The sequence below is a fragment of the Mesorhizobium sp. AA22 genome (assembly GCF_001672375.2).
GTDB classification, from domain to species: Bacteria; Pseudomonadota; Alphaproteobacteria; order Rhizobiales; family Rhizobiaceae; genus Mesorhizobium; species Mesorhizobium wenxiniae.
Window position 1 is genome coordinate 4,292,628 of sequence record NZ_CP048406.1, and the last position, 23,130, is coordinate 4,315,757.

The 23,130-nt window shown below is 62.2% G+C and carries 20 protein-coding genes; 11 read left to right on the forward strand and 9 right to left on the reverse strand.

The window, feature by feature from the left end:
• Nucleotides 1-5: 5 nt before the first annotated feature.
• The 6 genes from A9K68_RS20790 to A9K68_RS20815 all read right to left on the reverse strand — a co-directional run bounded on the left by A9K68_RS20790 (nt 6) and on the right by A9K68_RS20815 (nt 6,678).
• Entirely contained in the window at nt 6-1,247 is a 1,242-nt protein-coding gene (locus tag A9K68_RS20790) for a cysteine desulfurase (protein WP_065008122.1), read from the reverse strand.
• Between the two features lie 93 nt (nt 1,248-1,340).
• Entirely contained in the window at nt 1,341-2,609 is a 1,269-nt protein-coding gene (gene sufD, locus A9K68_RS20795) for a Fe-S cluster assembly protein SufD (protein ID WP_065008288.1), read from the reverse strand.
• A gap of 40 nt (nt 2,610-2,649) precedes the next feature.
• Nucleotides 2,650-3,405: a Fe-S cluster assembly ATPase SufC gene (sufC, locus tag A9K68_RS20800; protein WP_065008121.1), complete on the reverse strand. Its 756-nt coding sequence runs from the start codon at nt 3,403-3,405 to the stop codon at nt 2,650-2,652.
• Nucleotides 3,398-3,814 (reverse strand): hypothetical protein, encoded by a 417-nt coding sequence (locus A9K68_RS20805; RefSeq protein ID WP_065008120.1) that lies wholly within the window; start codon nt 3,812-3,814, stop codon nt 3,398-3,400. The genes sufC and A9K68_RS20805 overlap by 8 nt, the downstream gene beginning before the upstream one ends.
• Entirely contained in the window at nt 3,811-5,328 is a 1,518-nt protein-coding gene (gene sufB, locus A9K68_RS20810) for a Fe-S cluster assembly protein SufB (protein WP_065008119.1), read from the reverse strand. Before sufB ends, A9K68_RS20805 begins: the two co-directional genes overlap by 4 nt.
• A 186-nt stretch (nt 5,329-5,514) precedes the next feature.
• Nucleotides 5,515-6,678, reverse strand: coding sequence for a cysteine desulfurase family protein (locus tag A9K68_RS20815; RefSeq protein WP_163603056.1), 1,164 nt, complete (start codon nt 6,676-6,678; stop codon nt 5,515-5,517).
• Between the two features lie 257 nt (nt 6,679-6,935).
• Here A9K68_RS20815 and A9K68_RS20820 point away from each other — a divergent pair, with 257 nt between their 5' ends.
• Together A9K68_RS20820 and A9K68_RS20825 are read left to right on the forward strand one after the other, a co-directional pair.
• Nucleotides 6,936-7,610, forward strand: a complete 675-nt coding sequence (locus A9K68_RS20820) for an alpha/beta hydrolase (RefSeq protein ID WP_065008118.1) — start codon at nt 6,936-6,938, stop codon at nt 7,608-7,610.
• A gap of 13 nt (nt 7,611-7,623) precedes the next feature.
• Nucleotides 7,624-8,274, forward strand: coding sequence for an FMN-binding negative transcriptional regulator (locus tag A9K68_RS20825; protein WP_065008117.1), 651 nt, complete (start codon nt 7,624-7,626; stop codon nt 8,272-8,274).
• 113 nt (nt 8,275-8,387) lie between these two features.
• Here the strand turns inward: A9K68_RS20825 and A9K68_RS20830 are convergent, their stop codons facing one another.
• Nucleotides 8,388-8,720, reverse strand: coding sequence for a lipid-A-disaccharide synthase N-terminal domain-containing protein (locus tag A9K68_RS20830; protein WP_065008116.1), 333 nt, complete (start codon nt 8,718-8,720; stop codon nt 8,388-8,390).
• Nucleotides 8,713-9,441: a glycosyltransferase family 2 protein gene (locus tag A9K68_RS20835; RefSeq protein ID WP_065008286.1), complete on the reverse strand. Its 729-nt coding sequence runs from the start codon at nt 9,439-9,441 to the stop codon at nt 8,713-8,715. Before A9K68_RS20835 ends, A9K68_RS20830 begins: the two co-directional genes overlap by 8 nt.
• A gap of 318 nt (nt 9,442-9,759) precedes the next feature.
• On the opposite strand from A9K68_RS20835, the gene tyrS reads away from it, so the two are divergent.
• Nucleotides 9,760-11,013 carry a tyrosine--tRNA ligase gene (tyrS, locus tag A9K68_RS20840; RefSeq protein ID WP_065008115.1) on the forward strand — a complete coding sequence of 418 codons (1,254 nt, stop codon included), beginning with the start codon at nt 9,760-9,762 and terminating at the stop codon, nt 11,011-11,013.
• A 13-nt stretch (nt 11,014-11,026) separates the two neighbouring features.
• Here the strand turns inward: tyrS and A9K68_RS20845 are convergent, their stop codons facing one another.
• Nucleotides 11,027-14,410, reverse strand: a complete 3,384-nt coding sequence (locus A9K68_RS20845; RefSeq protein WP_065008114.1) for a DUF3971 domain-containing protein — start codon at nt 14,408-14,410, stop codon at nt 11,027-11,029.
• A gap of 95 nt (nt 14,411-14,505) precedes the next feature.
• Between A9K68_RS20845 and A9K68_RS20850 the strand changes: the two genes are divergently transcribed.
• The 8 genes from A9K68_RS20850 to A9K68_RS20885 all read left to right on the forward strand — a co-directional run bounded on the left by A9K68_RS20850 (nt 14,506) and on the right by A9K68_RS20885 (nt 23,123).
• Nucleotides 14,506-14,973 carry a peroxiredoxin gene (locus tag A9K68_RS20850; RefSeq protein WP_065008285.1) on the forward strand — a complete coding sequence of 156 codons (468 nt, stop codon included), beginning with the start codon at nt 14,506-14,508 and terminating at the stop codon, nt 14,971-14,973.
• Between the two features lie 186 nt (nt 14,974-15,159).
• Nucleotides 15,160-16,449 carry a M23 family metallopeptidase gene (locus tag A9K68_RS20855; protein WP_065008113.1) on the forward strand — a complete coding sequence of 430 codons (1,290 nt, stop codon included), beginning with the start codon at nt 15,160-15,162 and terminating at the stop codon, nt 16,447-16,449.
• A 182-nt stretch (nt 16,450-16,631) separates the two neighbouring features.
• A complete protein-coding gene (locus tag A9K68_RS20860; RefSeq protein ID WP_065008112.1) occupies nt 16,632-17,798 on the forward strand; it encodes an ROK family transcriptional regulator in 1,167 nt (388 codons plus the stop codon).
• Complete coding sequence (locus A9K68_RS20865; RefSeq protein WP_065008111.1) at nt 17,795-18,559, forward strand: ATP-binding cassette domain-containing protein; 765 nt, start codon at nt 17,795-17,797, stop codon at nt 18,557-18,559. Before A9K68_RS20860 ends, A9K68_RS20865 begins: the two co-directional genes overlap by 4 nt.
• 39 nt (nt 18,560-18,598) lie before the next feature.
• Nucleotides 18,599-19,639 carry a sugar ABC transporter substrate-binding protein gene (locus tag A9K68_RS20870; RefSeq protein WP_065008110.1) on the forward strand — a complete coding sequence of 347 codons (1,041 nt, stop codon included), beginning with the start codon at nt 18,599-18,601 and terminating at the stop codon, nt 19,637-19,639.
• Between the two features lie 156 nt (nt 19,640-19,795).
• Complete coding sequence (locus tag A9K68_RS20875; RefSeq protein WP_065008284.1) at nt 19,796-20,791, forward strand: ABC transporter permease; 996 nt, start codon at nt 19,796-19,798, stop codon at nt 20,789-20,791.
• Nucleotides 20,788-21,558 carry an SDR family NAD(P)-dependent oxidoreductase gene (locus A9K68_RS20880; protein WP_065008109.1) on the forward strand — a complete coding sequence of 257 codons (771 nt, stop codon included), beginning with the start codon at nt 20,788-20,790 and terminating at the stop codon, nt 21,556-21,558. Before A9K68_RS20875 ends, A9K68_RS20880 begins: the two co-directional genes overlap by 4 nt.
• Before the next feature lie 449 nt (nt 21,559-22,007).
• Entirely contained in the window at nt 22,008-23,123 is a 1,116-nt protein-coding gene (locus tag A9K68_RS20885) for a hypothetical protein (RefSeq protein ID WP_065008108.1), read from the forward strand.
• Nucleotides 23,124-23,130 lie beyond the last annotated feature (7 nt).

Here is a 23,130-nt window from a genome sequence, read left to right on the forward strand (position 1 = left end):
CATCGTCACCCGAAGAATTTTCGCGCTTTTTCGAGCGCGTCGGCCAAAGCGTCGACTTCGGCCTTGGTATTATACATGCCGAACGATGCCCTGCATGTGGAAGTTACGCCGAAGCGTTTCAACAGCGGCTGGGCGCAATGCGTGCCGGCGCGGACAGCAATACCCTGCCGGTCGATCACCATCGATACGTCATGCGCATGAATACCCTGCAACTCGAAGGAGATGATGGCGCCCTTATCGGGCGCGTCGCCGAAGATGCGCAGCGAGTTAATGGCACGCAGCCGCTGATGGGCATAATCCTTCAAATCGGCCTCATGGGCGGCAATGCGCTCGCGGCCGATCTTTTCCATGTATTCCAGCGCAGCGCCCAGCCCGATCGCCTGCACGATCGGCGGCGTGCCGGCCTCGAAACGGTGCGGCGGATCGTTGTAGGTGACGATGTCTTGCGTCACCTCCTCGATCATCTCGCCGCCGCCCATGAACGGCCGCATGCGCTCCAGCATATCCTTCTTGCCGTAGAGCACGCCGATGCCCGAGGGCCCGTAGACCTTGTGGCCGGTGAAGACGAAGAAATCGCAGTCGAGATCCTGGACGTCGATCGGCATATGCACGGCGCTCTGGCTGCCGTCGACCAGCACCGGAATGCCGCGTGCGTGCGCGATGCGGACGATCTCCTTGATCGGCGTCACCGTGCCCAGTGCATTCGACATGTGCGTGATGGCGACCAGTTTTGTGCGATCAGTCAGCCGCTTCTCGAACTCCTCGATGTGGAAGACGCCGAGATCGTCGACCGGCACCCAGACCAGGTTGGCGCCCTGCCGCTCGCGGATGAAATGCCACGGCACGATATTGGAATGGTGCTCCATGATCGAAAGCACGATCTCGTCGCCCTCGCCGATATTCGGCATGCCGAAGCCGTAGGCGACGGTGTTGATCGCCGCGGTGGTGTTCGAGGTGAAGACGATGTTGTCGGTGCTTGGCGCGTTGAGAAACCTCTGCACTATCTTCCGCGCATTCTCATAGGCGTCGGTCGCGGCATTCGACAGGAAATGCAGCCCGCGATGGACATTGGCGTATTCCTGGGAATAGACGTGCTGGATAGCGTCGAGCACGACCTGCGGCTTCTGCGCCGAGGCGCCATTGTCGAGATAGACCAGAGGCTTACCGTAAACTTGCCGAGACAGGATCGGAAAGTCGCGGCGGATCGCCTCGACGTCGTAGGGGATGTTTTCGACTTTCTGGTCCATCACAACTTCATCGCCTCATTCCGTCCAACACCCTCGTCCGTCTCGGCGCTACGCGCCGATCCACCTTCTCCCACAAGGGGAGAAGGGAAGGCGCTAGCCGTGCGCCACGAACCAGCCGTCGAGCCTTGCTTCCAGCGCCTCGACAATCGCCTCGTCGTCCAGCTCCTCAATTACCTCGGCAACGAAAGCCTTGACCAGAAGGCCGCGCGCGGTCTTCTCGTCGATGCCGCGGGCCATCAGGTAGAACAGGTGGCTATGGTCGATCTCGGTGACGGTCGCGCCATGGCCGCAGACGACATCGTCGGCGAAGATTTCGAGCTCAGGCTTGGTCGAGAACTCGCCGTCATCCGACAGAAGCAGCGTGTTGCAGGCCATCTTGGCGTTGGTCTTCTGCGCATATTGGTGGACGTTGATGCGCCCCTGGAAGATGCCGCGCGCCTTGCCGGTAACCACATTGCGGATTACTTCCGTCGAAGCCGTGTGCGGCACGGCATGGTCGAGCACCATGGTCACGTCCGTATGAGTGTCACCGGCAAGCAGGTTGATGCCGCGCAGCGTGAAATCGGCGCCTTCGCCTGTCGTCTTGACCACGATCTCCTGGCGCACCAGCTTGCCGCCGGCATTCATCACGAACAGCGTCAGCTTCGCATTCTTGCCGAGATGCGCTTTGAACTGGGCAAGATGCGTGGCTGTATCCGGCTGCTCCTGCACGATCAGCCACGTCACGTCGGCGCCCTCGTCAAGCAAAAGCTGGCTGACCGAGCTGACGAGTGCGGCGCCCTCGCCCGCCTGGCGCTCGACGATAACAGCCTTGGCGCCGGCGCCGACGCGGACGCCCAAGCGCACATGCGTCTGGCCGCCGGCCTGCAGGTTCTGCAGTTCGATCGGCTTGTCCAGTTCGGTGCCGTCGGAGATGTCGACAAAATAGCCGTCTGCAACGAAAGCGGTGTTTAGAGCGCCGATTGCATCGTCGGTGCCATACGGATCGAGCCCAGGTGCTGCGCTGCCGTCGGTCAGCTTCTCCGACAGGCGCTGCACCGCAACGCCATCAACCGTCGGCAGCTTCGTGCTCGAGACGCCGTTCAGGACTGGCAGAACGGCAGAGCCTTCAACGATCGGTGCGATCGCCTTGGCGGCAGCCGCGGGATCGAAGTCCGGCACCGAAGCCAGCAGGCGACGCAGGTCGGTGTAGTGCCAGGATTCGATGCGCCGCGTCGGCAGGCCGCTCTTGATCGCCTCGATGGCGTCGTCGCGTTTCAGCATCACCGTGCCGTCGCCGGGCAGCAGCGAGAGCCGGTCGCTGAAGGCGTCGATCAGCGCCGTTTCGGCTGGCGTTCGCTGGGGTGTCGTATGTATATTCATCAGTTTCGCCTTGCCTAGCTTTGTCTCGCCTTCTGGCATCTCACGCGGCTTGGCCGATCACGCCGGCATAGCCATTGGCCTCGAGATCGAGCGCCAGCGACTTGTCGCCCGATTTGATCACCTGGCCCCTGTAGAGCACGTGCACAGTATCCGGCTCGATGTGTTGGAGCAGGCGCTGGTAGTGGGTGATGATGACGATGGCGCGGTCGGGCGAGCGCAGCGCGTTGACGCCGTCCGAGACGATCTTCAGCGCATCGATATCGAGGCCTGAATCGGTCTCGTCGAGCACGCAGAGTTTTGGCTCCAGGAGCTTCATCTGCAAGATCTCGGCGCGCTTCTTCTCGCCGCCGGAAAAGCCGACATTGAGCGGCCGCTTCAGCATCGCCATGTCCATGTTGAGCGAGGCGGCGGCGTCCTTCACGCGCTTCAGGAATTCGGGGATCTTCAGCGGCTCCTCGCCGCGCGCCTTGCGCTGCTCGTTCGTCGCCACCTTCAGGAATTCCATCGTCGCCACGCCCGGTATCTCCATCGGATACTGGAAGGCGAGAAAGATGCCTGATGTGGCGCGCTCGGCCGGATCCATTTCGAGGATCGACTGGCCGTTGTAGAGGATGTCGCCTTCGGTGACCTCATAATCCTCGCGCCCGGCGAGGATGTAGGACAGCGTCGACTTTCCCGAGCCGTTCGGGCCCATGATCGCGGCGACCTCGCCGGCCTTCACCGTCAGGTTGAGGCCGCGGATAATCTCGGTGCCGTCGTCGACAATGCGGGCATGCAGATTTCTAATTTCAAGCATTCTCTTGCTCTATCGTTCCGTTAACTACATATCGCCGGGCTAGGGTAACGGCGACGTCGCTTTCAAGTTCAGGTGCCAAGTCAAATCGCATACTCCCGTCCTCGACGGCGTCGGCGGGATTCGGCCACCTGGTGATTTCAAAAATCTCAGGACCGTAGACTTGGATCATCAACTCCGTGCCGTCTTCGCGCCCAGCGCTAATTCGGTTGGCTTCGACTTCGATACTGACGGCGACCCTGCTTTCGGCAGCAAAGCTTCGAAGGTAATTTCCAAGCGACGTTGCCAATTCTCCACAAATCTGCTCATCGAGTTTGGCCCGATAGTCGTCGGGTAGCTCACCAGAATCCCTGTCAAACTGGTGGACGCGTGCCACCAACGGCGGACCCTTCTCTGCCTCATCGTCACTCACCCGACACTCCCCTCGAGACTGATCCCAATCAGCTTCTGCGCCTCGACGGCGAACTCCATCGGCAGCTGCTGGATGACGTCTTTGACAAAGCCGTTGACGATCAGCGCGATCGCCTCTTCTTCCGGGATGCCGCGCTGCATGACGTAGAATTTCTGGTCTTCGGAAATTTTCGACGTCGTCGCCTCATGCTCGAACTTCGCCGTCGCGTTCTTGGCTTCCATATAGGGCACGGTGTGCGCGCCGCACTGGTCGCCGATCAGCAGCGAGTCGCAATTGGTGAAGTTGCGGGCGTTGGTCGCCTTGCGGTGCGCCGAAACCTGTCCGCGATAGGTGTTCTGCGAAAGGCCAGCGGCGATGCCCTTGGAGATGATGCGGCTCGACGTGTTCTTGCCGAGATGAATCATCTTGGTGCCGCTATCGACCTGCTGGTAGCCGTTTGACACGGCGATCGAATAGAACTCGCCGGTGGAATCGTCGCCACGCAGGATGCAGCTCGGATATTTCCAGGTGATGGCCGAGCCGGTCTCGACCTGCGTCCACGATATCTTCGAACGATGGCCACGGCAGTCGCCGCGTTTGGTGACGAAATTGTAGATGCCGCCCTTGCCCTCGGCGTCGCCGGGGTACCAGTTCTGCACCGTCGAATATTTGATCTCGGCATCGTCGAGCGCGATCAATTCGACCACGGCGGCGTGAAGCTGGTTCTCGTCGCGCTGCGGCGCCGTGCAGCCTTCGAGATAGGAGACGTAAGCCCCCTCCTCGGCGATGATCAGCGTACGCTCGAACTGGCCGGTATTCTTCTCGTTCATGCGGAAATAGGTCGACAGTTCCATCGGGCAGCGCACGCCCTTGGGCACGAAGACGAAGGAGCCGTCTGTGAACACCGCCGAATTCAGTGTCGCGTAGAAATTGTCGGAGGTCGGCACGACCGAACCGAGATATTTCTTCACCAGTTCCGGGTGCTCGCGGATCGCTTCCGAGATCGAACAGAAAATGACGCCGGCCTGCGCCAGCTCCTTCTTGAAGGTGGTGACGACGGACACCGAATCGAACACCGCGTCGACGGCGACGCGGCCCGACTTGTAGACATTGTCGCTGGGTTCCTCGAGTTCCGACGCGTCGGTCTTCTGCACGCCGGCGAGGATTTCCTGTTCCTTCAGCGGAATGCCGAGCTTTTCGTAGACCCTCAAGAGCTCAGGATCGACGTCGCTCAGCGATGTCGGTCCCGGCGTGCTCTTGGGCGCCGCATAGTAGTAGAGGTCCTGGAAATCGATCTTCGGATAATGGACGCGCGCCCACTTCGGCTCGTCCAGCGTTACCCAGCGCCGATAGGCTTCCAGACGCCATTCCAGCATCCAGGACGGCTCGTCCTTCTTCGCCGAAATGAAGCGGATAATGTCTTCGCTCAGGCCCTTTGGGGCCTTGTCCATCGCGATTTCGGTCTGGAATCCGTATTTATACTGGTCGACGTCGATCTTTCGGACCCGATCGATCGTGTCCTGCACAGCAGGCATATGCGTTCTCCATCCACGCCGGGGTCAAGGCCCGACAGTTTTCAAACTATGGTACCGCGAAACGAGTGCCCGTGGGCAACCAAGGCGGCGTAAGTTCCATATAGTGCGTCCCTGCCGGAAATTCACCCGGCCACCATGAAACGCACGGCTCTACCAGGCCCGAAGGCCTGCATCATTCTGCCGCACTCAGGCAGCTTTTTCCCCTGCCCCCGCGCGCGCGGCAACATCTGTCAGCGCAGCACGGAACAGTTCGATATCCTCGGCGCTCGTTGCGTGGCCGATGGACACACGCAAGGCCCCAAGGCTGTCACTGTGCCCCATGGCTTTCAGCACATGGCTCGGGCCGACCTTGCCCGACGAACAGGCGGAACCGGCCGACAGCGCCACGCCGGCGAGGTCGAAGGCGATCTGCGCTGTCTCGGCCTTGGTGCCCGCAATAGCGAAGAATGTCGTATTGGCAAGCCTCGGCGCGCCGGTTCCGAAGATTTCCGCATCCGGCATCAGCGTTTTCACGATGGCCTCGATCTCGTCGCGGCGGCGACCGACCGCATCGATGCTCTTCAATCCGATCAGGGCTTCCCGCGCCGCCGCGCCAAAACCGGCGATCGCGGCTAGGTTTTCGGTGCCGCCACGGTGGCCCTTTTCCTGGCCACCGCCGGCGATCAAGGGTCTTGGCATCATCAGGTCCGAGGCGGCGATGATGGCGCCAGCGCCCTTGGGACCGCCGATCTTGTGCGAAGACAGAATCAGGTAGTCGGCGTAACCCGCTGACAAATCGAGCGGAATGCGGCCGGCGGCCTGCACGGCGTCGATGATCAGAATGCCGCCCGCCCCCTTGACGATTTCGGCGATGCGCTCGACCGGCTGGATGATGCCGGTCTCGTTATGGGCAGCGTGGATCGCCACCAGCGGCAGGCCGTCTGCCTTGTCATGACGGCCAAGTGCCGCCGCCAACGCGTCCAGCCTGACAATGCCGTCGGTGTCGACGCCGATGCGTGTCACCTGGGCTGCCGGAAAGCGCCCGCCATTCAGCACACAAGGATGATCGGCTTCGCAGACATAGAGCCGGCTCATGCGGATCGTGCCGCGCCCCATCTGCCAATCCGGCGTCAGCAGCGTCGAGGCGGCTTCCGTCGCACCGGAGGTGAACACGACATGCTCGGCGCTGGCGTTGACCAGCGTCGCCACATCGCGCCTTGCATTCTCGATCAGCCGCCGTGCGGCGCGACCCTCGGCATGGACCGATGACGGGTTGGCGGCGACATCAAGCGCGGCAATCATTGCCGTGCGCGCCGCGGCAAGCAGCGGCGCACTGGCATTGTAGTCGAGATAGGCGCGTCTTCCGGCCATTTTCGTTTCGATCGGTCCCTTCAAGAGCCATTCCGCGAGGATGGCGCGTTATTTCCTTGAAATTGCAAGGCAAGCCGTCCTATTTACGCGACTTGCGGCGCGGATGGCCGAACCACGATGTTTTGGCCGCCCAGTTTTGAACAATTCTAAACTAGCTTCTAGAAAGACGCTCGCCCTGCGTCAAGGCCTGGGAAGACTGGGGGCCAGAGGAAGAGTTGTTCCGGGCGCCGCGCATTCATATGCCATGTGGAGTATTTATGCCTGAGGTCATTTTCACCGGTCCGGCCGGCCGCCTGGAGGGTCGCTACCAGCCTTCCAAGGAAAAGAGCGCCCCGATTGCCATCATCCTGCACCCGCACCCCCAGTTCGGCGGCACGATGAACAACAAGATCGTCTACGACCTCTTCTACATGTTCCAGAAGCGGGATTTCACCACACTTCGCTTCAATTTCCGCGGCATCGGCCGCAGCCAGGGCGAATTCGACCACGGCACCGGCGAATTGTCGGATGCGGCCGCGGCACTTGACTGGGTGCAGTCGCTGCATCCTGATTCCAAGAGCTGCTGGGTCGCCGGCTATTCGTTCGGCGCCTGGATCGGCATGCAGCTTCTGATGCGCCGGCCGGAGATCGAAGGCTTCATCTCGATCGCGCCGCAGCCCAACACCTATGATTTCTCGTTCCTGGCGCCCTGCCCGTCGTCCGGCCTCATCATCCATGGCGACGCCGACAAGGTCGCGCCGCCAAAGGACGTGCAGGGGTTGGTCGACAAATTGCACACACAAAAGGGCATCACCATCACCCAGAAGACCTTGCCCGGGGCCAACCATTTCTTCTCCAATGACGCGGACCTCCTGCTCCAGGAATGCGCGGACTATCTCGATCGCCGGCTGGCCGGCGAGTTGTCCGACCCGCGGCCGAAACGGTTGAGATAGGCGGCGAACAGCGATGTACCAGCCCCCGCATTTCCAGGAAACGCGACAGGACGTCCTGCACGGGCTGATCCGGGCGCATCCGCTTGGCCTGCTGATTTCAAATGGAGTCGAGGGACCGGTCGCGAACGCGATTCCGTTCCTGCTCGACGCCGAAGTGCCACCGAACGGCAGGCTGCGCGCCCATCTGGCGAGAGCCAATCCGCAATGGCGCCTGCTGGCCGACAACCCGGCATCGCCTGTGCTGGTCGTCTTCCAGGGCACCGAGGCCTATGTGACGCCGTCCTGGTACGAGACCAAGCGCGAGACCGGGAAGGTCGTGCCGACCTGGAACTACGCCATTGTCCAGGTGCGCGGTGCAGTTAGAGTGATCGAGGACCAGGATTGGCTGGCCCGACAGATTTCCGATCTGACGGTAGCACAGGAAGCCGCTCGCAAAGCACCTTGGGCGGTGACCGACGCACCAGCCAGCTTCATCCAGTCGCAGATCAAGGGCATTGTCGGGCTGGAAATCGAGATCACGGACATGCAAGGCAAGTGGAAGGTCAGCCAGAACCGGCCAATAGCCGACCGTAGCGGTGTCGCCGAGGGGCTCGAGAGCGAGGGCTCGAACTCGCCCGACATGGTCCGGCTTGTACGATCCTACGGCGGACTGGACGACAGGTAGCACCGACCTTGTGCAAGGTCGCAGCCCGGAACTCCCAGGGATTTGCTGCGGCCAGGACGGCATCGGTGTCGACCTTGCCGGCTTGCGCCACGTCGCGCTGAGAGGCAGGTCGCTCAATCGACCTTCGTCATCGCCGCCTTGCGCTCGTTGGCGATCAGCCACAGGTTGCGGATGTAGATGAACAGTCCCAGGGCCTGGCCGGCGATGAACACCGGATCCTGCCGCTGGATGGCGTAGATCAGCAGCAGGCTGCCGCCGAACAGCGAAAAGAACCAGAAAGCGATCGGCACGACGCTGCGCTTGGCTTTTTCCGATGCGACCCACTGCACGACGAAGCGCATGCTGAAAAAGAACTGGGCGACAAAGCCGAGCAGAACCCACGTATCGAACTGCTTGACGAAGACGTCGTGAAGCCAGGTCGCCAGTTCCTGAAGCACGTTAGCCACGCCGGATTTCCTCTGTTTTTGGCATTCTGCGGCGCCGGCGGCGCAGCCACCAGACACCGGCGAGATCAAGCACCCCTTGCAGGCCGCGATCGAAAATTCCGTAATTGGACTTGCCGTGACGGCGAGAGCGGTCGACGACGTCGCAATGCACGACGCGATACCCCTCCTGGATGACGAGGGCCGGGACAAAGCGGTGCGTGCCATCGAAGAACGGCAATTTCCTGAGGATGTCGGTATGGATCGCCTTCAGGCCGCAGCCCGTGTCGCGGGTCTCGTCATGCAGGACGGCCTTTCTCAGCCAGTTGGCAAAACGGGATGCCAGTTGCTTGATCTTGCTGTCGCGACGCTTCAGGCGCTGCCCTTGCGCAACACCGAAACCGGAACCGGCCTGCCGCAGCGCATCGACCAGCACCGGAATGTATTTGGGATCGTTCTGGCCGTCGCCGTCGATCGTGGCGACGATATCGCCGCGGGCCGCCCATGCGCCCGAACGCACAGAGAAAGACTGGCCGGCGGATTTCTCATGCCGGAGGTGGCGAAGCGGAAACGGGCGAAGCACTGCCTGGGCGGCTAGCACCGAGCTGGTCTCGTCGGTCGAACCATCATTGACGACGATCACCTCGAAGTCGCGCCCGACCATCGCCGCCCCGATCTCGTCAAGCAGAAGCGGCAGGTTCGCCGCCTCGTTCCGGCAGGGAATGACGATGGATATCTCCGGCATTTCGGGTCGGGCTCTGTCATAGGATATGGCATTCGATTCGATGCCGTGCGGTGCCGTCCAGCGGGTCATGTGTGGCAAGAATCCGCTGGCGCGGCGCCTCATTACGCCAGCCCAAACGATGAAGCAAGGATGCAGCCGGAAGGCGAGCTTGCGCCGTTTCACGACCCCGTGATTGCGTTCGCACCGAACCGGTCATGTAAACGCGACCGGACGCAAAACCGGATTCCCCTTTTGCTGACCGCGCTTGGATGCTAAACGCCCGCGTTCACGCATGCCACGCCCGATCCGGTTCGGTTGGGCGCTTTCGGGAAAGAAAAAATGTCCGCCTTCAAATCCGATTTCCTGCGCATTATGAGCGAGCGCGGTTTCATCCACCAGATTTCGGATGATGCCGGCCTCGACCAGCTTTTCGCCAAGGAAACGGTGACCGCCTATGTCGGTTACGACGCCACGGCGACCAGCCTGCATATCGGCAATCTGATTTCCGCGACCATGCTCTACTGGCTGCAGCAAACCGGCCATCGACCGATCGCGCTGATGGGCGGCGGCACCTCGATGATCGGCGACCCTTCCTTCCGCGACGAACAGCGCAAGCTTTTGACGCCTGAGGCAATCGCCACCAACATCGATGGTATCAAGCGCATCTTCGGCCGCATTTTGCGGTTCGGGGACGGTGCGGGCGACGCGATCATGGTCAACAATGCGGACTGGCTGATGAAGCTCAACTATGTCGAATTCCTGCGCGATGTCGGCCGGCATTTTTCGGTCAACCGCATGCTGACCTTCGACAGCGTCAAGCTGAGGCTCGAGCGCGAACAATCGCTGTCGTTCCTCGAATTCAACTATATGATCCTGCAGGGCTACGATTTCGTCGAGCTCAGCCGGCGATATGGCTGCCGCCTGCAGATGGGCGGATCGGACCAGTGGGGCAACATCATCAACGGCGTCGATCTCGGGCACCGCATGGGTACGCCGCAGCTTTATGCCCTGACCACACCGCTGCTGACGACGTCGTCAGGCGCCAAGATGGGCAAATCGGCCAAAGGCGCGGTCTGGCTGAACGGCGATCTCTACTCGCCCTATGATTTCTGGCAGTACTGGCGCAACACCGAGGACGCCGACGTCACGCGCTTCCTCAAGATTTTCACCCGCCTGCCGCTCACCGAAATCGCGCGGCTCGCCGCGCTTGGCGGCTCCGAGATCAACGAGGCCAAGAAGGTCCTGGCCACGGAAACCACGGCCATCGTGCACGGCCGCGAGGCAGCCGAAGAAGCCGAGGAAACCGCGCGCAAGACGTTTGAAGAAGGCGCGCTGGCCGAAACGCTGCCAACCGTGGAGGTCGGCAAGGCCGATCTGCAAAGCGGAGTCGGCATATTGTCGCTGTTCGTCACCGCCGGGCTTGCCGCGTCCAACGGCGAGGCGCGGCGACATATCCAGGGCGGCGCCGTGCGGCTGAACGACCAATCCGTGTCCGACGATCGCCGATTGGTCACACTTCAGGATCTCGGCCCGGAACAAGTCGTAAAGCTGTCGCTCGGCAAGAAAAAACACGTTCTGGTGCGGCCGGTCTGACCAGCCGACCGCCTCACCGGTACTCGAAGATCGACCTGAATATTCCGGGCGCGATCACCGACAGCGGGTTGACGTCCAGTTTCGGCTTGTTGGCATCGCCCCTGAGCCGGTAGGTCACGCCGATCAGGCCGCGATCGCGGCCATTGCCGAGCAGCGCGCCGAAGAGCGGCAGTTCGCCGAAGATGCGGTTGAGGCCATAGACCGGCATGAACGTGCCGGTCATGTCCATGTTATTGTTCTGGTCATAGAGCGTGCCCTGGAAAGTGGTGCCGATACGCGGGCCGCGCAGCACGCCATTGGCCAGCTTGAGATAACCGGCGCCCTTTTCGATCTCGGAAAAGCCGCGCTCGAACTTCACTCTCGACGTGTCGATGTTGGCTTTGACAGCTTCGTTGAGGCTGCGGCTGTCGCCCGCCGGCGTCGTCGATACGAGCGAGGCGAGTTTCGGCTCGTTGACCACGAAGAAGTTGTGCGAGTCGACCTGGCCCCTCATCGGCCCATCGCTTGCCCCGGTGAGCGCCAGCGTGATCGAACCGCCCTCCATATGCTCGTAGATGTTGAGGAACCGCAGGATGGCGCCGGCATCGGCCGACGTCACGTTGAGGGCGCGCCTGCCGGCGCCGGTCGTATTGCTGATGCTTATGGCAGCACCCGAACTTGCCGTGGCGCTCACCTTGAGCCCGTTCACCCTGGAGCCGGCCGCGCTGTAGTCGAGCTTCAGGTTCGACAGTCTCTCGTTGTGGAAGCCGGTCAGGGAATTGACATCGGCACTCACCGAAATCGCGTCGGACCCCGTGGCCTTGGTGGCGGTGTCGACATCGGACGTGAATTGCTTGATCAGCGAGCGCGCGTCCAGCGCGTTGCCGCTGATGTCGACCGCGTAGCCCTTGCCCGATCGTTTCACTAACACGGCAACGTTGTCTCCCCGGTTCAACGTGACCTTGCTGAACCGCGCCGAGGACAGAGCGCCGTTGACCAGCACCACGCCGCCGTCGATTGAAAAAGTCTTTCCATCCAGGTCGAAGTCGGACAGCGTCGTGGTGTCGTCGGATTTGGCCATGGCAAATGTGACATTGGCTGGAATGCCGGGTCCCTTGCTCCAGCCTGCCCAGGGAATATCCAGCCTGGCACTGGTCAGATCCGCCGAAACAGTCTGGTTGCCCGTGCCGCTCTTGTCGATCGCAACCTTGATGGTTCCGGAAAGCAGCGGCGACAGGCCAGGCATGGCGGCTGCACGCATCTTGTCGTCGAGCACCAGCGCCACTTTCCGGCTGCGTGGCGGTCCGCCATCCCTGAGCGGCTCGATCAGGTCGAGTTCGGCTGGAATGCCGTTGAGCAGCGCCTTGGCTGATATCACCGCCTTCTCGGGTTCGACCGTGATCGAACCATCGGCGTCCGTCACCGTCTGGTCTTCGAACGGCCTGCCCAGCGACAGGTCTTTGTAATCGAGCGTCACCAGCCAATCGAGTTTCGAGCTATCGACGCCGGACTGCAGCGGAATGTCCGCCTTGACGTGGCCGGTCACCGTGCCGGACAGTTCGTCCGGCAGCAGGCCGACATGGCGCATGGCATTGATCGGCTCGTAGGAGGCGAGTTCGGCGATTGCCGACGCCTCCCCGGCGACGTCGATATCGAGCGCGCCGATCACCGGCGGGCGGTTCGCCGCTTTGATCTTCAACGTGCCGTTGCTTGCCGCCACCGTGCGGCCGCTGGCCATATAAACGTTGCCCGAGGACAAAGCGACGTCAACGTCATTGCCGTGGAATTCGACAACACCGACGGCATCGCGTATCGGCGGAATGTGACCGGCCGTATCGAAGCGCGATCCTTCGATCTGGAAACGGCCGAACACTTCATCTGATGAAAGCGGTATCCCGTTGCCCAGGCGCCCGGGCACGACCTGGAACTGCAGGCTCGCGTCGACGACGCGGCCGCCGAACAGGTTCTTCAGCACCCAAAGGCGAGCATTTCCCGCGGAAAACCAGGGCCACAACTGCTTGACATGCGAGACCGGCATGTCGTGGACATTGAAGGCAACAGATATGCCAGGCACCTTCCCCTCGACGAACTCGACCGAAGCCGTGCCCAGCGCCTCGCTGGCGGCTCCGGACCTGATCCCGATCTGCTCGGCCACGAGCTTGCGGCTCCTGGTCTGGTAGACGCCGGCGACGCGCGCGATGAAATCGAGCGCGGGTTCGGACGATTCCGAAGGCGACAGCGTCGAGCCGTCGCTGGTCAGGTCGTAGCGGTAGGATGGCTCCTCGCCCGCTGTCCCTGTCGCAGGCTTCGGTCCGATCGAACCGGCGAAATTGAAAATCGAGCGACCGGTTTTCAACAGCAGCTTGTCGACCTGGATCTTGTTCGAACCGGCGACAAGCGTGGCATTGAGATCGATGTCTGCTGGAAGTGAGCCGCGGGAGCCAAAATCTAGCACGGAACCGGCGAACGACAACGAGGCCGCCAGCCGCGACGCATTCTCGCCGGATCCTTCCGATCCCGCCAGCTTCAAGGCAATCGCGCCCAGCGTCCCGCCTGGCGTTGCCGCAGTCCCGTTAACCTCCGCTATCTCGACGCTGGCGTCCAAAGCCGTCACGCGCCGCGTCGTCGTATCGCGGGTCGCTGAGGCGGTGATGGTGAGTGCCCTGCCGTCGACCTCCGCGTCGGACGAAAACTCTATGCCGCCCGGCCCCGACTGCCCAACGGTGGCATCTGTGATCCTGACCAGGTTGACCGACCCGGCCTCGGGCAGAACGACGTCGACATTGCGGAGGTCGATCCGGCGCATCGAATCCTCGCGCACCGCATCGAGCGCGTGGTTGACGCTGGCAAAGACCGTGCCGGCCAGTCTTTCCGGGTCGATGAGGCCGTCGTCATTGCGCAGCGCCGCCGTCCAGTCGCCACCCGACGGCAGCGCCGCCATAACGATGCGCGCATCGGAAATCCTGGCGCTGGTAAGCCGCACCTCGCCCGAAAGCAGCGGTATCAGCCTTATGCCGAAGCGGACACGCCCAGCATCGGCCATCGGTTTGCCGTCGGCGGTCTTGAGGCTGACGTCGCTGACCTGTAGCGCGATGAAGCTCGATCCGTCGAGCGTGAGACCGGCCGGCCCGACCGCAACATCGACATCGACGCCGGCCAATTTCTCGATGGCCGTTTCCGCTTCGGCCCGCAGCCGCTCGGCGCCGAAACCGGACATGCCGATCGCATACACAGCGGCGGTGGCCAGCAGCACAAGCACCACAAGGCCGGCAAACAGCCGCGCAAGAACACGAACGCCGCGGCCGATCGACGCCTGGCCGAGCGGCGGTACGCGGCACGCGGACGGGAAGGCACCCAGGTCGGTGATCTCATCACGCCTGAATCTGATCTTCTCGTGCTGCGGCTGCTCCTGATCCACACAATTTTCCGTTGAACGAACTCGACCGTGGACGAATCCCGGTGCGACAATATATCGATGGGGCTTCGCGCGTAACCTCAAACAAGGGCATCGATATGGCTGATCTCGACCTCGGCGACCTTGCGCCGCAGTTCGACCTTCCCCGCGACGGCGGCGGCTCGCTCAGCCTCGCGTCATTGCTGGGAAAGCCGGTCGTGCTTTACTTCTATCCGCAAGACGACACCACAGGCTGTACCAATGAGGCGATCGGCTTTTCGCGGTTGAAGCCGGAGTTCGAAAAGCTCGGCGCCGCCGTCATCGGCCTGTCGCCGGACAGCGTCCGAAAACACGACAAATTCAAATCAAAATACGACCTGACCGTCGACCTCGTCGCCGACGAGGAGCGCAAGGTGATCGAAGCCTATCATCTGTGGGTCGAGAAGAAGCTCTATGGCCGCCGTTATATGGGCGTAGAGCGCGCAACGTTCCTGATCGGCAGCGACGGACGGATTGCCAAGATATGGCGGAACGTACGAGTCAAAGGCCATGCCGAGGCGGTGCTGGAGGCCGTCCGCGCGCTCTGATAGCGACGTTGGCTGTGGGCTGAGAGCCCCATGTGAGGCATGAAGCGCTGAGCCTGCGCCTCATGTCCTCATGCCAATCCAGCTGCAACCCATGGGCTGCAAGGAGCTGGGCGCCAGCAACCGACCGTTAACCTTAATGATGTGTAATCAGGCTTGTCGTTGGTATCGTAACGAAAGCTTGGTCCCGTGAACGTAGCCAGTCAGTCAACGGTCTTCGGCAGGCGCAAGGAGCCCCACACGGTCATTATCGCCCGGGGCAACGAGGTCAGGCATTTCACGATACGTCCATGGGTTGCCGCATTTTGCGGCTCCGCGCTGGCGGCGATGGCCATCGGCTATCTGCTGGCGACCTCCTATCTCGTGCTGCGCGACGACCTGATCGGCGCGACCACGGCACGGCAGGCGCGCATGCAGCAGGCCTATGAGGATCGCATCTCCGCGCTGCGCGCCCAGGTCGACCGGATCACCAGCCGTCAGCTTGTCGACCAGCAGCTCATGGAAACCAAAGTTGGCGAACTGCTGGAACGACAGACCCAGCTCAGCCTGCGCCATGGCCGCCTCGGCCCACTCCTCGAACGCGGCGAGAGCGAAGTCGGAACGCCACCTGCCGCAGGCACTGCTGCGTCCGCAAAGCCGGAAAAACGCGCCGACGTAGCCGACGCCCAGCCGCGGTCCTATTCGGTTGCCAGCGTCGGCGCCAACATTGGCGCCGGCGATACCAGGCCGTTCTCCCTGTGGTCGACCCGCTCCGATCCGCTGCCGAGCGATACGGCGGCCGATCGTGCCGACAAGCTGTTCGTATCGATCAGCGAGTCGCTCAAGGCCATAGAGAGCCAGCAGCTCACCCGCATCACCACGCTTGCCGACAACGCCTACAGAAACGCCGATGCAATCTCTCAGGCGCTCGAGGCGGCTGGCCTGCCGGTCGACAGCGATTTCGGCAAGAGCGATACCGGCGGTCCGCTGATACCACTCGACAGTTCGATGACGTTCGACAGCAAGGTAAGGGAACTCGACGAGGCGCTGGACGCGCTCGATCGTCTGAAGACGGAGGCGCGACGGCTGCCGCTCGCCAATCCCGCCCCCGGTCGCTCGGTCACCAGCCCGTTCGGCGTGCGCACCGATCCGCTCCTCGGCACCGCCGCGCTGCATTCGGGGATGGATTTTAGGGCGCCGACCGGAATGCCTGCCAAGGTGACGGCGCCCGGCGTCGTCGTCAAGGCCGGCTGGAACGGCGGCTATGGCCGCATGGTCGAGGTCGACCATGGCAACGGCTTTGCGACGCGCTATGGGCATCTTAGCAAAATCAACGTGACCGTCGGCAAGAGACTCAATGCCGGCGACGTCATCGGTAAGACCGGCAGCAGCGGGCGCTCGACCGGCCCGCATCTGCATTACGAGATCCGCCACAATGGCGAAGCCATCGACCCGCTGCGCTTCCTAAGGGTCGGCAAGAAGGTCGCGCAGTATCTCTGAAGCCCGCATCTTCTTCATTAAGACAGATCTGGCCGTTTTCCATCTGTAGCGGCCTCTGCTCCTGCTCCGTGTCGCTGGTGAACCCGGGACCGACGCATCATGCGCGGAAGTCAATATTTTTGAATTCCATTTGACTGAATAAATATTCGGTGCGAACCTCATGTCTCCTAGGGACACAAGACATGGCGCTGCGGGGGACCAATCAGGAATTCGGGCGGCCTTACAACAGGCGCATCGTCCTCGAATCCATCCGCCTTCACGGTCCGATCGCCCGCGGCGACATTGCCAGGCGGGTCGGGCTCACCGTCCAAACGGTATCGACCATCGTTCGCGAGCTGGAAGAACACGGCTACGTTCTGTCCATGCGCGAAGAGCCGCGGGGGCGCGGGCTGCCTCCGGCGACCCTGCGGATCAACCCGGAGGGCGGCTATGCCGTCGGCATTCATGTCACCCCGCTAGGTATCAATGCGGCGCTGATCAATCTGAGCGGAGACGTGATCGAGAGCACCTACCGCGAGGCCCCCAACGCAACGCCCGACCATGCCTTCGATCTGATCGGCGCGATGGTGCTTGAATTGACCCGACTGCGGCCTGGCGGTCGCGTTCTCGGCATCGGCATGGCGCTGCCCGGCCCTTTCGGCGTGGAGTCGATGAGCTTTATCGGCCCGACGACGATGACCGGCTGGAAGGACGTGGCGCTTCGAGAACGGCTGGAGGCATCGACCGGGCTGCCCGCGTTTTTTGAGACCGACATGGCGGCCGCGGCAATGGGTGAGCGCCTGTATGGCCTCGGAACGGGATATTCCGAATACTACTATCTCTATTTTGGTGTCGGTCTTGGCGGCGTCGTGGTTCATGACGGAAGCGCGCTGCGCGGCGCCTGGGGAAATGCCGGCGAAATCGGACACATTCCTGTCGTGCCGGATGGCGAGCCGTGCCCCTGCGGCAACCGCGGCTGCCTCGAAAGATACCTCTCGCTCGAGGCGCTGCGGCGCCGGAACATCAGCGACGCCGATTGGGTTGATGAAGTCGGGCCGATCTTTCGCAACGCCATCACCATCATCGAGAACCTGTTCGATCCCGAAACCATCATCCTCGGCGGACTGGCGTCCACCGATTTACTTGAACGGCTGGCCGGTTCGGTTGCGAACCTTCCCAACTCGATCTCGGCGCGAAAGGACCGCACGGCGCCGCGTGTCACCGTCGCACGCGGCGGCCAGCATGCGGTGTTGCGCGGTGCCGCAGCGCTTGTCGTCTCAGGGGTGCTTTCGCCGCGCTTCGGCCAGATATTCACCGCCGAGCGCGAACGCGGGCGAGATATCCTGCAAGGCAAGGGGATCGCGGCATGAGTGAACCTCTGCTGGTGCTCGACAACGTCGCCAAGAACTATGGCGCGATCGAAGCGCTCAAGGGCATCAGCTTCTCGATCGGCAAGGGCGAGGTGGTGGCGCTTTTGGGTGACAATGGCGCCGGCAAATCGACACTGGTCAAGATCATCGCCGGCGGGCTGGAGCCGACCTCCGGTCGCATGCTGTTCGAGGGCAAGGAATTCCTCGCCAAATCTCCCGCCGAGGCCAAGGTCGCCGGGATCGAGACCGTCTACCAGGACCTCTCGCTTTGCACCAATGTCGACGTGGTGGCCAACTTCTTCATGGGCCGCGAGATCACCAAGAAATATCTTGGCGTTCCCGTGCTCGACGAACCCGCCATGGAGCAGGTGGTCGAAAAGGCGCTGGCCAGCGCCGGCACGCGCATCCCTTCGCTCAGAACCAATGTCGAGCACCTCTCAGGCGGCCAGCGGCAGGCCATCGAGCTCAACCGATTCGTGCATTTTGGCGGCAAGCTCGTGCTTCTCGACGAGCCGTTCGCGGCACTCGGTGTCGAGCAGACACGGCGCGGTCTCGACATGATCCGCCAGGTGGCCAGCCAAGGTATCGGCGTCGTCATCATCACCCATATCATGCAACAGGCCTTCCAGGTCGCCGACCGGATCGTGGTGATCCGGCAAGGTGTCGTGGCAGGCGATGTCGCGCGCAACAAAACAAGTCCCGACGCGGTGATCAACATGATTACCGGAGAGACGCTTGCCGGTGCCGGACCGGCAGGCTGAGGGGCAAATGAGGGGTCCGGCGCAAGAGGAGCGAACGACATGAAGAAAATACTTCTTTCCGTCTTCGGTATCCTGGCACTGGCCTTTGCCACGCTCACGCCGGCATTTGCCCAGTCCAAGGGCACCATCTACTACCTGGTGCCGACATTGCTCGACGAATTCCAGACCGGCTCGGTGAGCGCTCTGGAGATGTTCCTGAAGCAGGTCGGCTACGAGATGACGACGCTGAACGCCGATAACAAGACCGACGCTCAGCAATCGCAAATGAACGACGTTATCGCGCTCAAGCCGTCGGCGATCATTCTTGCCGCCGTCGATTTCAATGCGCTGAAGCCGTCTATCGAGGCCGCCCGCGCCGCCGGCATCCCGGTGGTCGAGTTCGATCGGCAGATCACCTCGACACCGTCCGACTTCACGTCGGTGGCGGGAACGGTCGAGATAGGCCAGATTGCCGCCGATCAGGCCGAGAAGCTCTTGAAGGCGAAGCACGGATCGGTGAAAGGCAAGATCCTCCAGGTGCTCGGCGATCCCGGCGACCCCTACACGCTCGACATCCAGAAGGGTTTCGAGGAGAAGATGAAGGCGTTCCCGGACGTCAAGATCATCTCGGTTCCGGCCATGCAATGGGAAGCCAGCAATGCCGGCACCATCGTTGCCGACCAGATGCTCGCCAACCCGGATATCGACCTGATCTTCAGCCACGCCGCGCATCTCTCGGTCGCTGCCGTCGCCTCGCTCGAGGCCGCGGGCAAGAAACCGGGCGACGTTATGCTAATGAGCTCGAATGGCGCGCCGGTCGGCCTTGACCTGATCCGCAAGGGCTGGCTCAACGTCGAGGTCGAGCAGCCGCTCTACGCTCAGGCCGCCGCCGTCGCCATGTTTATGGACAAGGTCGTCAACAAGCAGGAGATCAAGCCGGGAGAGTACGACGTGCTCGGCCTGAAGTCGACCGTGACCAAGGAAGCCTGGGGGCCGAACATCAAGATCCCCGGCGCTCCGATCACCAAGGAAAATGTCGATAACCCGGCCTTCTGGGGCAATATGAAGCCGCCTTCGGACACGGTGAAGCCGGTCGAATAGCAAAGTCGCCTTGGGCTTCGGGCCACGCTGGCCCGGAGCCCACCACTGCAGCCCGGCGCGTCCGAACGGAGGCGCGAGGAACGCTGCAGCAATTTCAATCCGCGCGGTTCCCGAAAACCGAATTGGTTTCGGATCATGCGCCAGCTGGATCAGCACATGAATCCCCGCACGCGCCACGCCCTCGAGTTCGCCCTCGATAACCTCGTCTGGTTCATGCTGGTCTTCGTGCTGGTGGTCTTCTCCATCTTCATTCCGAACTACTTCCAACTGGGCATCTTCGCCAACATCGTAGAGGCGTCGAGCGTGCTTGGCGTCATGTCGATCGGCCTGGCGCTGGTCATCATCACCGGACATATGGACCTGTCGGTCGAATCCGTGGCGGCGCTCGGCGCCATGGCGGTCGGTATCCTGTTCTGCTCGGCGGGCATCGGCCTTGGCGTTCAATTACAGCCGGAATGGCTGATGGTTCCGGTTTCGCTGCTGCTTGCCCTAGTTGTCGGCGGCATCATAGGCTCCATCAACGGCTATTTGGTCGTGAAGGTGAAGATGAGTGCCTTCATCATCACGCTCGCGTCCTACATCTGGGTGCGCGGCCTTGTGCTGGTCATTTCCGGCGGCCGCTCTGCGCAAGACCTTGCGCCGGCGATCCGCTGGTTCGGCATTCAGCGCCTCCTTGGCCTGCCCCTCACCGCCTGGATCGCCATTTCGTGTTTCGTAGTCTTCTCGCTGATCATGGCCAAGACACCCTTCGGAAGGCATCTCGTCATGATCGGCGGCAACGAGACTGCAACCTTCCGAGCCGGCATCCGCGTCAACCGCAACCTTGTTGTTGCCTTTGTTCTCGCTGGCGCCATCGCCGGCCTTGCCGGCTGGCTGCTGGCGATCCGCACCTCGGGCGCCACCGCCAATCTCGGCGTCGGCCTGCTGTTCAACGCGTTCGCCGCCGTCGTCATCGGCGGTGTCAGCCTGAAGGGCGGCGTCGGCACCCTGCCCGGCGTCTATGCCGGCGTGCTTTTGCTGTCGGCCATCAACACGGCGATTAACCTGATGGGCCTTCCGGCCAACTTCACCCAGGTGATCCACGGCCTGCTCGTGCTTGCCGCCGTGCTGCTCGACGCTTTCAAGCAAACCATTCGCCAGAGGCTGGCATGACCGGGCGTCTCAAAGACAAGGTCGCTCTGATCGTCGGCAGTGCGCGCGGCATCGGTAAGGGCATCGCACAGCGCTTTGCCGAAGAGGGCGCGAAGCTGGTCCTGGCCGATACCGAGGTCGAGGCCGGGCAAGCGGCCGCGGACGAGTTCGGCGCTGTCTTCATCCGCACCGACATCTCGCAGCTGGTCGATGCGGAGGCCGCCGTTGCGCTGGCGCTCGACCATCACGGCCGTCTCGACATCATGGTCCAGAATGCCGGCATCTATCCCTGGCAGTTGCTGGAGAACACCAGTCCGGAGGACTGGGACCGCGTCATGGCGGTCAATTTGCGCGGCACCTTCAATGCCGCCCGTGCCGCACTCGTTCCGATGAAGGCGCAGCACTTTGGCCGCATGCTGTTCACCTCCTCCATCACCGGCCCACACGTCACCAGCCCTGGTCACGGCCACTATTCGGCGACCAAGGCCGGTATCAACGGCCTGATCCGTTCGGCCGCTCTCGAATTCTCGGGCTATGGCATCACCGTCAACGGCGTCGAGCCCGGCAATATCCTCACCGAAGCAATCCAGCTGCATCGTGGCGCCGCCTATATAAAGAACATGGAGGACTCCATACCGCTCGGCCGCCTCGGCAGCCCGCGCGACGTCGCCAATGCTTTCCTGTTCCTGGCCTCCGACGACGCCAGCTACATCACCGGCACGACTATAATCGTCGACGGCGGGCAGCTGCTGCCCGAAGGCAAGGATTTCCGGCTCCTTCCGCCATGATCCTCGATTTCGGCGCCGGTTTTTCCTGCACCGGGCGGCAGATCATGCAGCACTTGCCATGGTTCGTCTCAAGAACGGCGGCGCGGGCAAGGATCGTAGCCAAGCGACTTGGCTTCGCGCCGGAAGCTGCAGGCTGAGGCCTCGCCAGACGTGCCGCGGCGCCGAGGAAACAAGGCGTGAGTCGCGTCGATAAAACTCGATTCGCTACCAATACTTTAACATCGGTTTACCCGAAGTTGGTAACAGCAACGACGCTCGTTTTCATAATCAAGCAAAGGGCCTACCTTGCCGCAGCATTTCAGCTCTCCTTTCGGCCATCGGAGCGATTGCAACTGGGCGAGATCGCACCGCCACGAACACCTGACGGTCGCCGCGATGGCCGATGGGAAGCCTGGCGTCACCATGGTCCGGACACGCGGTGGACGGGACTCCGGTGGCGGGAGCCGGGCTTGAGCGTCATTCGCGCCCTGGAAGGTGCCGATCTTCCGGCAGTCGCAGGCATGTTTCAACGCGTGCTGCGCAAAGAGCGGACCGAAGCGCCGGCCTCGCTCATCGAATATATGAGACGGTTTTATCTGGAGGCGCCCGGTTGCGGAGGCGATCTCCGGTCGCTAGTCCATGTCAACGACGCCGGCCGCGTCTCCGGGTTTGTCGGCATTCACGCATTGCCGATGCAGTTCAACGGCCGGCAATTACACGCCGCCATTTGCAGCTCGCTCATGGTCGAGGATCATGAGCGCGACCCGATGGCCGGAGCCCGCTTGTTGAAAGCTTACCTGGATGGTCCGCAGGACATCTCTTTCAGCGAGACGGCCAACGACATCTCCGCAAGGTTGTGGACACGGCTGCGTGGCGTGGTCCTGCCGCAATACAGTCTCGACTGGGTACGCGTGATGCGGCCGTCGAGCTTTGTGCTCAGCCTTTCCGCCAGTCGCTTGAAGCTTGCCCGAATGCTCAATCCGTTTGCGCATGCCATCGACCGATTTTATTGCAGGCGAATGAAGTCCAGCGAACGACGCTGGTCCGGTGTGGCGCCGGACGGGGCAGGCCATGGCGCCCTCCGGACGTCGGAAATCGACAGCGGCACATTTGCCAAGCTCGTCGAACCGTTGACCGCCCAGTTCGTCCTGCGCCCGGAGTGGGCGGAAGGCCAGCTCGATCACATCCTGGCCGATGCGGCACAAAAGCCGGATATGGGCGAGCTTGTCTTCGTTTCCGTGACATCGCCAGTCGGCACCAATGTCGGCGCATTCGCCTATCACGCACGGAAAGATGAAATCGGTCGCGTGCTGCAGATCCTCGCCCTTCCCGGCCAGGCGGGTTCGGTGATCGACTGCCTGATCGATCATGCCGCCGAACGCGGCGTCAGCGGCCTGCGCGGACGGATTCAACCCGCACTTCTAGAAGCAATGCTTGGGCGGCGCATAGCTTTCCTAACTGTTGCCTCGACCGTGGTGCATTCACGCGATCCAGAGCTTTTGGATGCCATGAAGAACTCGCAAGCTTTCCTGAACGGGCTTGCGGGTGAGCAGTGGAGCCGGCTGATCGGCGGCCGCTTCACCTGAAGTGCGG

Excerpts from the sequence above, each read along its gene's own strand:
- A9K68_RS20880 (WP_065008109.1), top strand. The coding sequence starts at position 20,788 with ATGACCGGGCGTCTCAAAGACAAGGTCGCTCTGATCGTCGGCAGTGCG.
- sufC (WP_065008121.1), bottom strand. The coding sequence starts at position 3,405 with ATGCTTGAAATTAGAAATCTGCATGCCCGCATTGTCGACGACGGCACC.
- A9K68_RS20870 (WP_065008110.1), top strand. The coding sequence starts at position 18,599 with ATGAAGAAAATACTTCTTTCCGTCTTCGGTATCCTGGCACTGGCCTTT.
- A9K68_RS20825 (WP_065008117.1), top strand. The coding sequence starts at position 7,624 with ATGTACCAGCCCCCGCATTTCCAGGAAACGCGACAGGACGTCCTGCAC.
- A9K68_RS20860 (WP_065008112.1), top strand. The coding sequence starts at position 16,632 with ATGGCGCTGCGGGGGACCAATCAGGAATTCGGGCGGCCTTACAACAGG.
- A9K68_RS20820 (WP_065008118.1), top strand. The coding sequence starts at position 6,936 with ATGCCTGAGGTCATTTTCACCGGTCCGGCCGGCCGCCTGGAGGGTCGC.
- tyrS (WP_065008115.1), top strand. The coding sequence starts at position 9,760 with ATGTCCGCCTTCAAATCCGATTTCCTGCGCATTATGAGCGAGCGCGGT.
- A9K68_RS20835 (WP_065008286.1), bottom strand. The coding sequence starts at position 9,441 with ATGCCGGAGATATCCATCGTCATTCCCTGCCGGAACGAGGCGGCGAAC.
- sufD (WP_065008288.1), bottom strand. The coding sequence starts at position 2,609 with ATGAATATACATACGACACCCCAGCGAACGCCAGCCGAAACGGCGCTG.
- A9K68_RS20815 (WP_163603056.1), bottom strand. The coding sequence starts at position 6,678 with ATGGCCGGAAGACGCGCCTATCTCGACTACAATGCCAGTGCGCCGCTG.
- A9K68_RS20790 (WP_065008122.1), bottom strand. The coding sequence starts at position 1,247 with ATGGACCAGAAAGTCGAAAACATCCCCTACGACGTCGAGGCGATCCGC.
- A9K68_RS20865 (WP_065008111.1), top strand. The coding sequence starts at position 17,795 with ATGAGTGAACCTCTGCTGGTGCTCGACAACGTCGCCAAGAACTATGGC.
- A9K68_RS20875 (WP_065008284.1), top strand. The coding sequence starts at position 19,796 with ATGAATCCCCGCACGCGCCACGCCCTCGAGTTCGCCCTCGATAACCTC.
- sufB (WP_065008119.1), bottom strand. The coding sequence starts at position 5,328 with ATGCCTGCTGTGCAGGACACGATCGATCGGGTCCGAAAGATCGACGTC.
- A9K68_RS20850 (WP_065008285.1), top strand. The coding sequence starts at position 14,506 with ATGGCTGATCTCGACCTCGGCGACCTTGCGCCGCAGTTCGACCTTCCC.